A 13,457-nucleotide genomic window follows, 5' to 3' on the forward strand; every position below is an offset into this window, starting at 1 on the left:
ATACCTATTCTCAAACTTATACAAACCCGCCCTTTTAGTCAAATGAATAATTATTTATAGTAGGGGCGGGTTTTAACTAAAATTTTCATACCTACTCTCAAACTTATATCAACCCGCCCTTTCAGTCAAATGAATAATTATTTATAGTAGGGGCGGGTTTTAACTAAAATTTTCATACCTATTCTCAAACTTATACAAACCCGCCCTTTTAGTTCCAGATATTATATGTAGAGTTAAAAAACTATTGCACAATAGTTTTAACCACTATATCTAGCTATCCTGGTGCGTAAGTCCTGAATAATTATTAATTATCTATACTATTCAGAAATACTAATTCTCTGCAAAATCAAATCTTTCCCCAACTGTATCGCTGCCTTCATACTCGTAGCATCAGCAATACCTTGACCTGCTATATCAAATGCTGTACCATGATCTGGAGAAGTCCTCACAAATGGTAAACCAATCGTAGTATTAACAGCTAAATCAAAAGCCATTAATTTCACAGGAATCAAACCTTGGTCATGGTACAACGCCAAATAAGCATCGTAAGTCCTTGCTGGTAAACCCAACCAAGCTTGACCAGGTTTAACCCACATCGTATCTGGTGGTATTAGCCCATCAAGCTGTACATCCCGTCGGCGATCGCTCTCCTTCTCCAACCAAGGGATTAACCAATCTTTTTCCTCTATTCCTAACTGCCCATTTTCTCCACTATGAGGATTTAAACCAGAAATAGCAATTTTTGGTCTAAAAATTCCAAAATCTTTTTGCAAACTTTCCACCAGTAATTCTAATTTCCAACTCATTAACTCTGGTGTTAAAGCCAATGGTACTTGACATAATGGTACATGTGTGGTAGCTAAAAGACAACGAAGCACAAAATTACTGTGGGGCGAATGGGCAACAAATAACATTCCGAACTTTTTCACTCCTGCTTTTTCTGCTAAAAGTTCTGTTTGACCAGGATATCTATGACCAGCCATCTGCCAGCAAGTCTTAGAAATAGGAGCAGTAACAATACCGTGAAACTCTCCAGCTAAAGTCTGGGCGATCGCCTTTTCCATGTAACGAAAACTAGCTTCCCCGCTCACAGCATTACCTTCACCCAGACAAATATCTTCTAGTTTTCCATCAAACTCTACATCTAAAATTTTTAAATTTTCCCAGTTAACCAGCTTTTCCAAAGATAATTTTTGATAGGTTTCTTGCAAAACTTGACGACTACCAATTATTGTCAAATTACAATTTTCTGTTAAACTTAGGTCTGCTAAAGCCTTGAGAACTATTTCTGGTCCAATACCTCCAGGGTCTCCTATAGTTATTGCTAAACGAGGAATTATATTTTTTATTTCACTTATTGGTTTATTCATTATGGCTTAAAATACAGATACTCAAATATATTAAGACTAACCACAAATCTAATCAAAGCACTCAAGTCGCTTAAATGGTTAGTCCAAGCCCACTTTTTTTGAAGTAAACGTTATTTTGGTCATAACACCCAGGGATGCGCGGCCAGTTCCCAGCTCTGTTGTTCGGTATTAAACAGGTAAATAGATTTGAAAAACCAGTGTGTCAGACCTAACAAGCCAAAATAACCGGGTGAGGCCAACTTTACACATTTGGTGTAGAAGGGACGCAACAATGTCCAAATATTTGAGATATTTTGGTTCTCGGTTAATTAGCCTCCAAAGTATCCTTCCTAATACTTTAGGAAATTAAAGACGATTACTCGTTTTAAGCACATTTTTTGTAGGAGTATTTTAAGAACATGAGTGGTGAAATTTTTAATGCAGCAATTTTGTCTTTTACTGTGATTTTAATTGGTTTAGCAGGAGGTTTCCTCTTAATCAAATTACAAGGTGGCGAAGAATAATTAGGGTTTGCTGTTAGTAGTAGACTGACACACCTTAAATGGTGCAATAGATGTAGGCCCTTGTTGTTCCCGTTAGGGTGGCGGAGCATGGAAGTACGAAACCCAACAAAATCTTTCTCCCCTACTTCTCCACTCCCTTACTCTCCTACTCCACTAATGCACATTTTTAGGTGTGTCAGTCCAGTAGGGTGCGTTAGACGGCTTAAATTTATACTATGAGAAAAATTTAAAATCCGTCGTAACGCACCATTATAGTTGTTAAACTTAAGAATGAGAGAAGTGCTTCTTGCTATGAAAGGATTTCAGCCGAAAAAGTGTTTAATTCTTAAATTAAATGACTATATTATATGTGTCAGTCCAGTACGTTTGGCGACCAAACATTCCATAGAAAAGTGTAATGTACTGAAATATTAGATAGATATTTATCATGATACGTCATGTGCAACTTTTCCTGACTTACTAAATTTAGGGATTTCTAAAAATAGCCTTTTCAACTTTATGCCGATTAACCTTTGTATTTTCCTAGAAAGTTGCACACCACGTAATGATAAAAAATTAAATCAATTACCCCACAAGAATATTTATGATATGTGGTGCTTTACATTTTATTTTCATGTTGCGCAGCAAAACGTATCCTACTGGACTAACTACAGTAAATTTTTCTTATAGCTACCGTTATACGAAACAGCATTTCTTAACTTTATATTGAATTAGGAATGCTAATCATGGTATCATAATATATTTTCAGAAAAACTATAAATTAAAAATAAAAATATTTATCTCTCAAAATATTAAGTTTTGTAAAAAAATGAGATAAACTTGCTAAAGTGATGAATGAATCTTTAATATAAAATAACAAAACTTTTATGAAAATATTAATTTTAGGGGCAACTGGTACTCTTGGTAGACAAATAGTACGTCGTGCCCTAGATGAAAATTATGAAGTACGCTGTTTAGTCAGAAGTTATAATAGGGCATCCTTCTTAAAAGAGTGGGGAGCCGAACTAATAGGAGGAAATCTCTGTCAACCTAAATCTCTAATACCTGCTTTGGAGGGAGTTGATGCAGTAATAGATGCTTCAACTTCTAGACCAACAGACTCTCTGAGTATTAAACAAGTAGACTGGGAAGGAAAAGTATCATTAATCCAAGCTTTAGTAGCTCAAGGTGTAGAACGCTTTATATTTTTCTCATTTTTAAATGCGGAAAAATATCCTCAAGTTCCTCTTCTGGAAATTAAAAGATGTACAGAACTTTTCATAGCTGAATCTGGCTTAAAATATACAATATTAAAACCCTGTGGCTTTTTACAAGGATTAATCGGTCAATATGCAGTACCAATTTTAGATAAGCAGTCAGTTTGGGTTCCTGGTCAAGGAACAGCTATTGCATATATGGATACTCAAGATATTGCTAAATTTGCCGTCCGTGCTCTTTCAGTTCCTGAAACAGAAAATAAAAGTTTTCCAGTTGTAGGTCCTCGTGCTTGGGATGCCAATGAAATTATTCGGATGTGTGAACGACTTTCCGGCGAAAAGGCTAAAGTAACTCGTACTAATATTAACTTGTTGCGTATCTTCCGTCAATTTACCAGGTCATTTCAATGGGGTTGGAATATAGCAGATAGACTAGCTTTTGCTGAAGTATTAGCTAGTGGTCAACCTTTGACAACTTCTATGGATGAAGTTTATCCTGTATTTAGTATTAATCCAGAAGAAATAACCACTTTAGAATCTTATCTACAAGAATACTATACTCGAATTATGAAAAAAATCAAGCAAATAGAATACGAGCAGGCTAAGTCAGGAAAAACAACCTCTAAAAATAAACCTTTATTCTTCTAAAGTTTCTTAAGCATTCAGCTATTAGTAATGAGACTCTCCACTTAAGAACGGAGTTTAAATTAATATAGACTTCAGAGTAAAGGGAGCTGGCTTTTGTAGTCATAAAAATCTGACTCAATTAATTAATAAAGTTTTGCTTTAATCATGCACTAAGAATAATAGCTCTTAAAGCAGTTCCTCTGCAAGAAGCTAGCTGAATGCTTACCAACTTTCTGATACTAATTTACTTTACTGAAAAATTAAAGTATAACGCTTCTCTATTTATGGAGGAAAAGCGGTTGAGAGATGACGATGTTTTATCGCCATATCTAATCAACCAAGAGAAAGAAAAAAATTCCTTTTAGCCAACCCCATTCTTTATAAAAAGAGGTAATAATTAATAATTAATTATTGAAGGATGTCAAAAATAGTTTCAAGCTTGAAATTTAAAATAATTGCCAGGAACTATAGTATACTAAAATATTTTAGTCTTTCAAATCTAACTTCTGACTTCTGACTTCCGTGAAACGGTATAATTACCCTGAACTAGATTTTTTCGAGTGTCAAAAATAGGAATTATTTATAACGATGCTAAACCCATAGCTTGTCGAATAACCAATGAATTAAAAGACAAGCTAAAAGGTAGTGGCTATGATGTTCATATCACAACAGGATCAGGAGGAATTTTAGGTTCTCCTAGTTTAGAACGTCCTGTATGTCATACTCTCATAGATCAGCTAGTTCCTTCTGGCTTTACCAAGGATATGAAATTTGGCATAGTCTTAGGAGGAGATGGTACTGTTCTATCTGCATTTCGGCAAGCTGCACCCTCCCATATTCCACTTTTAACTGTCAATACAGGTCACATGGGTTTTTTGACTGAAACTTTTGTCAATCAATTATACTCAGCTATTGAACAGATTCTAGCAGGAAACTATGAAATAGAAGAACGGACTATGTTAGAAGTGCGTCTGTTCCGGAATGATCAGTTATTGTGGGAAGCTCTTTCTTTAAATGAAATGGTTTTGCATCGGGAACCGATGACTTGTATGTGCCATTTTGAAATTAAAATTGGTAGGCACTCTCCGATAGATATTGCAGCGGATGGTATTATTATTTCCACCCCCACTGGTTCTACTGCTTATTCTTTATCAGCAGGTGGTCCGGTTGTTACTCCAGGAGTTTCCGCTTTACAGCTCTCACCTATTTGTCCTCATTCTCTAGCATCTCGCGCTCTGGTTTTTGCTGATACTGAACCTGTGACAGTTTTTTCAGCAAGTCCAAATCGTCTGATGATGGTTGTGGATGGTAATGGTGGATGTTATGTTTTGCCAGACGATCGGGTAAAGGTTAAACAGTCAAAGTATAAAGCACGTTTTATTCGACTTAAACCACCAGAATTTTTTCATATCCTCCGGGAGAAACTGGGATGGGGACTACCACATATTGCCAAGCCAACTTCTGTGGAACTTCCTTGAATTAGTTTTGCTTTTAGTCTGTTAATGAAAAATGAAATAAACACGGAACATTTTACCAAAAATTTATTCTAGAGATTTCATAGCTTGAGGATTTTTTTAAGGTTGACAAACAGATAATACAAATTCCTAATCTTGAAATTTACAGAGTAGTAATATTTTTATCTTAGTTTTTGGCAATTATCATTGCTAAACTAACTAAAATGTGTGATAAAAATTGGGATTATATCCAAGTAATAGATTTCTAGCAAAAGTAAAAGAGAAAAATTTCGTCTGACATTTTTCTGGAAACTCTCTTACCGAATAATTAATAATTAAAGAATCCAGCTGAAAAGCCTCTCTTGGAAAAAGGAAAAAATTTATACTTTTCTTTTTAGTCAGCACCCTCCCTAAAAACCAGAGGTAATTATTAATTAGGGTTTGCGCTTCTTCAGTCTGTTCGTGAAGTTAGGCAATAGGCAATGGGTATGGGGGCAATAGTTACAGCCGTTAATTATTCTAAATTCTTCCAATTTTTGTAATCAAAAATCCCAAGTTTTCCTGGTTAATTTAGTAGTTTTTTGATACTTTGTGTCACCATAAAAATCCTTGAAGCTTTGTCTGTTAATACTTCTAGATTTAATCAGCAGATCAATAATTATAAATTATCCATTATTCATTAATTAACTTTTCCTAACTTCTGTGAGGTATCTACTATAAAAGTAATCTAAAAATAAAAAAGTGAGTCCTGGTATGAGTACCTTAACTGTCGATCAAAATCGTTCTGTTTTAATAATAGAAACTGATGAAATTTTAGCCCAATATGTGAGCCTAGATTTGAAAGAGTCAGGCTATCATCCAGTTCTTGCTACTAACTTTAACTTAGGTCTTCATAGAGCTATAGAACTTCAACCTGGTTTGATTATAATTGATAGAATGTTAGCTGGAGAATCTGGACTATCTTTATGCAGCAATTTGAGAAAAATGGGCAATCAGATGCCTATGTTACTTTTGATGGCCCGCGACCAAGTTGAGGATCGTGTTGCTTGCCTGGAGTCTGGAGCTGATGATTATTTTCTAAAGCCTTATCGGAGTGATGATTTTCTAGAGTTAGTTAGCTTTTATTTACAACCTCATATATCAGACAAAGACCAATTGAGATTTGGAAATTTAATTTTGGACTTGGGTAGTCGTCGAGTCTTATGTAATGGTCGTAGCATTGAGTTGACTATGAAGGAATTTGATTTATTAAAGTTTTTAATGGAGCATCCACGGGAAGTATTGAGTCGGGAACAGATTTTGGAGAATGTTTGGGGTTATGATTTTTTGGGCGAGTCTAATGTAATTGAGGTGTATATTAGATATTTACGACTAAAAATTGAACGAGAAGGTGAGAAGAGATTAATTCAAACTGTCCGTGGTATTGGGTATGTTCTCAGAGAAAGTTAAGAATAATAGATAATGGATAATGGATAATGGATAATGGATAATGGATAATTAGGGTTTGCTGGTATTATTAGAAAATTTGAGATTTTATTATGAATATTAAGTTTAGTTTAGTTAACTTGGGAATAGTTCTGTTTTTAGTGGGCTGTTTTCTTCTACAAATAACATTTGTGCAAGCTTCACAGGCTATTGGTATTCAATTAAAAACTAAACAACTATCAAATTTTCAGGTATCTCAAGAAGGTCAAGTTTTGCCAATTACAGCTCAAGCTGAAATATCCGGTCAAGTAATTAATTTGGAGGTCGCCAAAACTCCTCAAGAACAAGCAATGGGTCTGATGTATAGAACAGAATTAGCTGATGACCAGGGAATGCTTTTCTCTTTTGACCCACCTCGGAAGGTTAATTTCTGGATGAAAAATTGCCAAATATATCTTGATATGATATTTATTCGGTCTGGTCTAGTTAAAGCGATCGCTGTTGATGTTCCTCCTTGTTTATCCGATCCTTGTCCAACCTATGGCTCTGGAGTACCTGTCGATCAAGTTATTGAAGTGCGGGGAAGACGTACCACACAGTTGGGTTTGAAGGTGGGAGATCAGATAGTTATTACTGAAAATTAGGCGTTCGTAATTGGTGGGATGATTTTTTAATAGGGGTGATACCCATCACTTACTCTGGTTAAATATTTAGAGGTATTAGAAACAGATTACTTTGAAAATTTCATCCCTTGATTTACCAACGCCAAATCTAAAACTCTTGACAGATAAAGGAGATTTTTTAGGTCTTGATTTTTCGGGAACCTTAAAAGTACCTGGTTTAGGGTTCCCGAAAAATCAGCTTTTTGTGGTCAAAAAGTTGGTATGGGTGAGGACATCATTGGGCAAAAAAATTCTCCCCTACTCTCAATGAAATTCCCAAAAATTTCTTCATGGCTAAATGGCTGCTTTCCCTGTCACCTTGATCTCCGTGTCTGGTGCGTCTGGTGTGTCTGGTGTGTCCTACCCCCAGTAACCAATTTCCATAGGCAAACCCTAATTGAGCAGCATTCCGAACGACAAAATGTAGTATATAAAGAAGGTAAAACTTGAGTAAGTATTTAGACTTATAGTATGGGGTAAGAAGCGATCGCTTTCTCAATAGAATGGTATAAGTTGCCAGAATTGACCAATAGACCAATTCAAAAATTGCACTCATTTCCTCTATCAATTAGTGCGATCGCACTAATTGCCAAGCGGTTTATTCTACTACTATTGAATCCTTAGGTGATTGATAGCTTACATAGAATCCGGTTATATAATATATATTCATAATTTTATCTATACTTCAATCTCCCCATCTCCCCATCTCCCACAACTATATAACGAGTATTCAACCGGATTTTATATTAAGTCATCTTAAAGATGACTAAATTATTGCACCCCAAACTAGCCAAACTAGCCAAACTAGCTACTCCTTAATCCTTAATCCCTGCTCTTTACTTCTTGAACAGATTTACGCAAAAGTAACTTTCGGGGTTGACCAAATAGTAGAGAACCAAAAGTCCACTCAACCTCTTGTAATCTGTAACCAGCTTTATGATAAAGTCTCCGGGCAATATGATTATTCTCCAATACATGGAGGTACAAGTCACAAAGCCCCCATTCTAAGACCTTATTTTCACAAAAATTTAATAACTGTTGAGCAATTCCTAATCGTCGATAATCAGCATCAACAGCCAAATTTGACAAATAAGCATACCCTAAATTATCTAACTGCCAAGGATCGAAAGATAGAAGTCCATTCTGCTGAAGGGATAAAACTAGATTTTGCTGACGCGATCGCAAACTAATTTCCACAGTTCCCACAACATTTTGGCCTCCAATAGTAGATAAATCCTTAGTAGACTTAGTATCTTTAACAACCGTAGCCACAATACATAAATAATGCTCATTGCCTCCTTCAGGGGTATCAGTAAGTAAATTAGAGTGGATACGATTTCGTAAATCTTCGTAAATACCTAGTCGTAAAAAAGGATAAAAATAGTTCATAATCCCTTCACGGGAATGAAAACTATTAGCCAAAATTTCGGAAATACTCTTGAGGTCTTGTGGTTTAGCAATGCGGATTGAAAAGTTAGGTTGGTTAGATTTTCCGACTTGAGACTTTATAGACTTTGAGAAAAAAAAGAAAGAGTTCACAATACACTTCACAAACTATATCTATGTAGAAATCCTAAATTGATTATGACAACTAATTTAGGATTGCTATATAAGAATATTCCCTGATACGTTTGAGTATACTAAATTTAAGGTAGCAGTTGAGAAAAAAAAAGGCCACTAACAATTAAGTATGTGTTAGTATAGGGGAGAGTGGGGATATTGTAGAATAAGATTAAGAAATCATAAAATTGAAAAAATCAGGGTTAATTTTATTGCTGTTGTGAACAGTCTTTTTTCTGAAAAAAACCAAAATATCAGAAAATGTTTAACAAACAATAGTTCATGAAAATATAAAATATGGTTATATTAAATCTATTAATAATAAATATTTAGAATTATAGCAATCTTAAATTAGTTTTGACAAATCAAAAAGTAAATAAAAAAACTGGAACTCTCACCTGATTCCCTCTCTTGGTCGATTAGATATGGTTAGGGAACCTATCCATCCCACCTTGCGGAAAGTTCTACTTTTTAGTACAGGAAATGTTTCGTAAACATGTGGGGTAGGGTTAACGAAGTTGTGGGTTAGCTAAACGACCGCTGTTCTGTGTTCCCAAAAAGTAATGAAATTTTGTACACAAGTCAAATAGGATTACTATATATCTATAAACTTCGAGCTATTCTGCTCTTTACTTTTCTTACTGTCCCCCACTCCCCACCCATGAATATATGATAAGTATTCAACCAGATTTGATATAACTGCCCTGAAACCATGGAGAGCGGTGCATGAGTTTGAAAAAAAACAAACCTAAACCGAAAATTTTAATTGTTGATGACGAACCAGATAATTTAGACCTTCTTTATCGCACCTTTTTTCGAGACTATAAGGTGGTGAGAGCCAAGAGTGGACTAGAAGCCCTAGAAATTCTAGAAAAGTCTGGAGAAGTAGCTGTAATTATATCAGACCAGCGAATGCCTGGAATGAGTGGTACAGAATTTTTAAGTCTTACTGCCAGTAAATATCCCGATAGTATTCGGATTATCTTAACTGGTTATACAGATTTAGGAGACTTGGTAGATGCCATCAACTCTGGTAAAGTCTTCAAATATGTAACGAAACCTTGGGATGATGAGGAATTAAAAGCATTAGTTAAGCAAGGAGTGGATACTCACAATGTTCTTAAGTCCCATACTAACGAACTACGTCGTGCCCTTCAGCAAGAATCTCTTCTATATGCAGTTACCAATACTATCCGCTCTGCTCCCAACTATCGGGAAATGGTTCAGAGGATAGTAGAAAGTATTGGCCAAATGTTGGAAGTGAGTTTGGCTATCTGTTGTCCTTTGGAAGATGGCCATGGAGGAGAAAAATGGTTTGTGGTTCACCTAAATCAAGAGAATAATTCTGAACAAACCACTAACAAAAATCTGTCTGAAATATCAGAAGAAATTTGGCCTGATCTTATCTGGGAAACAACTAATGTAGAAATAATTTCAGATGCGGAGAATCACGAAAGGCTAAAAGGAGAAGATCCAGAACTTCAACAACGCCGACAAGCTTACTTAGCTACAGATATTCGTTCTAGTTTAATTGTGCCTTTATTTTCCCGATTAGACTTAATTGCTGTTTTAGCACTGCACCAATGTGGAGAATATCGGAACTGGCAAGACCATGAAGTTCAACTTTTAATTACAGTTGCTGACCAAGCGGCTCTAGCTTTATCTCAAGCTCGTGCTTATGAACAACTGAGGAGTCTAGCACAACGAGAAAGTTTGGTTAATACGATCACTACTGCTATTCGCTCTAGTCTCAACCCTAAAGATATTTTTGCTGCCATTACTGAACAGTTAGGTAAAGCTCTGGAAGTAGATGGTTGTGTTCTTTCATTGTGGACAAAAGACGATGAATATGTTCACTGTGTAGGATTATATGATGCTCAAGCTCAATCCTTAGTTAGTTCTACTGAAGTTGACCCTCTGTCAGATGAATCTTTGACTGGAGTAGAAACTTCTAGTGATTTTTTATTAACTCATCAGCACTTACCTCAGTCAAATGTTCCTATCAGCAGCAATACTGTTTTAATGGATTTGCTGGAAACTAAAAAAACAGTGGCAATTAGGGATTTGAACGATAATATAGGATTTTATCAAGATGAATTACCCTTAAGCTTTAATGCTCGTGCTTTAATGGTAGTCCCCCTAATTGTTGATGGTAAAATTATTGGTAGTATTTCTCTGCGCCACAATGGTTCTGAACGTCAATGGCAAGCTTCTGAAATTGAACTAGCTGAGGCAGTAGCTTCCCAAGCAGCGATCGCTGTACAACAATCTCGTCTTTATCAAACCACCAGACAACAAGCAGAAAGACTAATTGAAGCAGATCGCCTGAAAACAGAATTTTTCCAGAATATCTCCCACGAGTTTCGTACTCCTCTAACTTTAATGATAGGATTATTAGACGAAGCAGTTAACTCTAAACAGGATTTATCTTTAGAACCTGCGGCGATCGCCTTGCGTAATTCTCGTCGTCTCCTGAGATTAGTCAATCAATTACTAGATTTACAAAGGCTTGATGCCGGAAAAATGCAGCCTTGTTTTCGCCCTTGTAGTTTAGTTAATCTTTGTCGCAGTATCGTTGAATCATTTGCCCCTTACTGCCAAAAAAAAGGAATAAAATTAGTTACCAACTTTAACAATAATCGGCAACCAATATACTTAGATATAGAAAAATTTGATAAAGTTATCTACAACTTGCTCTCAAATGCGATGAAGTTTACCCCTGCGGGAGGTACTATTACAATTTCAATTGAGTCTGCAGGAAAACATTGTTTATTACAAGTAGAAGATACTGGTATTGGCATTCGTCAAGAACAAATTCCCTTTTTATTTGAAAGATTTCGGCAAGCAGAAGGTTCAGCAAATCGTTCTTATGAAGGAAGTGGTTTGGGTTTAGCATTAGTCAAAGAATTAGTAGAACTTCATGGTGCTAAAATTACTGTAGAATCGGTCTATGGTCAAGGTACTACTTTTAAAGTGTGGCTGCCAATAGGAAGAACTCATTTACCTGTAGGACAAATATTAGAAGTACCTGCCGAATTTGATGCTACCAAGTTAGCTGTTGAGTTGGCCGATGTAGAAGCAGAATTAGAAGAAGCAGAAGAGTTACAAACTGCAAATCAACAAGAAAATATTGCTACAGTTAATCCTAATGATACAGCAGTAGCTACTATTTTAGTAGTAGATGATAATCCAGATTTAAGAAACTATGTGTCAAGAATTTTGCGAAAATCTAACTTTAATGCGGTATTAGCTAGGGATGGAGCCGAAGGATTTGCAGTTGCACAAATACATCATCCTCATTTAATCATAACAGATTTAATGATGCCAGTCGTATCTGGTTTAGATTTAATCAAAATGATTAGAGAAGAACAAAAATTGCGAGGTACACCGATTATTTTGTTAACTGCTAAAGCAAATGAAGATACTAGAATTAAAGGGTTAGAGAGAGGAGCAGATGCTTATTTAGCCAAACCATTTAACGATAGAGAATTATTAGCAGAAGTAAAAAATCTCTTAGTTTTAAAAGAGAATGAGCGAGAAGTACAAGAGTTAAATTCTTACTTAACAGAATCAGTTTTAAGCCGATTTTTACCACCAGAAATGGTGCAACGAGCAGCAGAAGGAGAATTAGCTTTAGATTTGACACCAGAACCAAGGTTGGTAACAGTTTTATTTAGTGATATTGTCGGTTTCACTAGGATGTCGAATATTTTGCAGTCTTCTCGGATCGCAGGATTATTAAATGAATATTTGGCAGAAATGACTAGAGCTATTTTTGCGAATGGTGGTACTGTGGATAAGTTTGTCGGGGATGCTGTAATGGCAATTTATGGTTCACCCGAAGAATTAACTGCACAAGAGCAAGTAAAACGGGCAGTAGCTTCAGCTCGGGCTATGTTGAACGCTTTAGATAAGTTGAATGAACGTTGGCAAAGTCTGGGATTGATTGGGGATAATGGGGTATCTCCAGTGAAGTTTCGTTGTGGCATTCATCAGGGAAGTGCTGTAGTGGGAATGTTTGGTGGTCCAGAACGGTCTGATTATACAGCTATTGGTCCATCTGTAAATATGGCCGCCCGTCTCCAAGAGGCCGCAGAGCCAAATACAATTTTAGTATCAGCAACAGTGGCCAAGTATATAGATAGTCAGATGTTAAGAAATTACGGTTCTTTGAAGCTCAAAGGTATAGATGAAGAGGTTTTGGGGTTTGTGGTCAGTCGAAGTCCCATAAGTGAAGTGTGATTGGATAAAAATTTTTTTTCTGATTTACTTGCAATTTTGAGAAACTATGCTATATTTAATAAATAACTGCGGGTATAGTTTAGTGGTAAAACCTTAGCCTTCCAAGCTAATGATGGGGGTTCGATTCCCCCTACCCGCTTTGGTATTAAATTAAGAAGTTTCCTAGAATTGAGCCTTCTTTTTGCTTTTTGCACAGAAAATGGGCTGATAAAATAATTTTGATTGTATGAAACCCAAGTTCCACAGATCAATTTGTAACACTACAGTATTGTAATAATTCCTTAGCTTAGTAGGTGCGTGACTAGATTTTAAAATCCCTGGCAATTTCTGGAAAATAGTGTAATATGAAATGAAAGACTAAAAGAAAAAGAAATGGCCAAAAATTATGTAACGCCAGGGGAAGCAGCCCGAATTTTGG

The 13,457-nt window shown here is 35.9% G+C and carries 9 protein-coding genes and 1 tRNA gene; 8 read left to right on the plus strand and 2 right to left on the minus strand.

Annotation, left to right across the window (positions count from 1 at the left end):
- Positions 1 to 317: 317 nt before the first annotated feature.
- Positions 318 to 1,370: a 4-hydroxythreonine-4-phosphate dehydrogenase PdxA gene (gene pdxA, locus VKJ25_RS21620; protein ID WP_324238715.1), complete on the minus strand. Its 1,053-nt coding sequence runs from the start codon at positions 1,368 to 1,370 to the stop codon at positions 318 to 320.
- A gap of 398 nt (positions 1,371 to 1,768) precedes the next feature.
- Here pdxA and petM point away from each other — a divergent pair, with 398 nt between their 5' ends.
- The 6 genes from petM (at position 1,769) to VKJ25_RS21650 (ending at position 7,508) form a co-directional block, all read left to right on the plus strand.
- Positions 1,769 to 1,873 carry a cytochrome b6-f complex subunit PetM gene (gene petM / locus VKJ25_RS21625; protein ID WP_324238716.1) on the plus strand — a complete coding sequence of 35 codons (105 nt, stop codon included), beginning with the start codon at positions 1,769 to 1,771 and terminating at the stop codon, positions 1,871 to 1,873.
- Between the two features lie 866 nt (positions 1,874 to 2,739).
- The gene (locus VKJ25_RS21630) at positions 2,740 to 3,717 is read left to right on the plus strand and encodes an SDR family oxidoreductase (protein ID WP_324238717.1); all 978 of its coding nucleotides are present in this window, start codon (positions 2,740 to 2,742) and stop codon (positions 3,715 to 3,717) included.
- A 539-nt stretch (positions 3,718 to 4,256) separates the two neighbouring features.
- Complete coding sequence (locus VKJ25_RS21635; protein ID WP_324238718.1) at positions 4,257 to 5,174, plus strand: NAD(+) kinase; 918 nt, start codon at positions 4,257 to 4,259, stop codon at positions 5,172 to 5,174.
- Between the two features lie 729 nt (positions 5,175 to 5,903).
- Entirely contained in the window at positions 5,904 to 6,599 is a 696-nt protein-coding gene (gene nblR, locus VKJ25_RS21640) for a response regulator transcription factor NblR (RefSeq protein WP_324238719.1), read from the plus strand.
- Between the two features lie 89 nt (positions 6,600 to 6,688).
- Positions 6,689 to 7,219: a DUF192 domain-containing protein gene (locus VKJ25_RS21645; protein ID WP_324238720.1), complete on the plus strand. Its 531-nt coding sequence runs from the start codon at positions 6,689 to 6,691 to the stop codon at positions 7,217 to 7,219.
- Positions 7,220 to 7,310: 91 nt separating this feature from the next.
- Positions 7,311 to 7,508: a hypothetical protein gene (locus tag VKJ25_RS21650; RefSeq protein WP_324238721.1), complete on the plus strand. Its 198-nt coding sequence runs from the start codon at positions 7,311 to 7,313 to the stop codon at positions 7,506 to 7,508.
- A 551-nt stretch (positions 7,509 to 8,059) separates the two neighbouring features.
- Here the strand turns inward: VKJ25_RS21650 and VKJ25_RS21655 are convergent.
- Entirely contained in the window at positions 8,060 to 8,776 is a 717-nt protein-coding gene (locus VKJ25_RS21655) for a GNAT family N-acetyltransferase (protein ID WP_324238722.1), read from the minus strand.
- Positions 8,777 to 9,523: 747 nt separating this feature from the next.
- Between VKJ25_RS21655 and VKJ25_RS21660 the strand changes: the two genes are divergently transcribed.
- The gene (locus VKJ25_RS21660; protein WP_324238723.1) at positions 9,524 to 13,039 is read left to right on the plus strand and encodes a response regulator; all 3,516 of its coding nucleotides are present in this window, start codon (positions 9,524 to 9,526) and stop codon (positions 13,037 to 13,039) included.
- Between the two features lie 68 nt (positions 13,040 to 13,107).
- Positions 13,108 to 13,178: transfer RNA gene (locus VKJ25_RS21665), tRNA-Gly, on the plus strand.
- The last annotated feature ends 279 nt before the right edge of the window (positions 13,179 to 13,457 follow it).

Origin of the sequence: Okeania sp. (assembly GCF_035285525.1) — a bacterium.
GTDB lineage: Bacteria > Cyanobacteriota > Cyanobacteriia > Cyanobacteriales > Microcoleaceae > Trichodesmium.

What these genes read in the sequence shown, in the direction of transcription:
- pdxA (WP_324238715.1), bottom strand. Translation starts at nt 1,370, where the DNA reads ATGAATAAACCAATAAGTGAAATAAAAAATATAATTCCTCGTTTAGCA.
- petM (WP_324238716.1), top strand. Translation starts at nt 1,769, where the DNA reads ATGAGTGGTGAAATTTTTAATGCAGCAATTTTGTCTTTTACTGTGATT.
- VKJ25_RS21630 (WP_324238717.1), top strand. Translation starts at nt 2,740, where the DNA reads ATGAAAATATTAATTTTAGGGGCAACTGGTACTCTTGGTAGACAAATA.
- nblR (WP_324238719.1), top strand. Translation starts at nt 5,904, where the DNA reads ATGAGTACCTTAACTGTCGATCAAAATCGTTCTGTTTTAATAATAGAA.
- VKJ25_RS21645 (WP_324238720.1), top strand. Translation starts at nt 6,689, where the DNA reads ATGAATATTAAGTTTAGTTTAGTTAACTTGGGAATAGTTCTGTTTTTA.
- VKJ25_RS21660 (WP_324238723.1), top strand. Translation starts at nt 9,524, where the DNA reads ATGAGTTTGAAAAAAAACAAACCTAAACCGAAAATTTTAATTGTTGAT.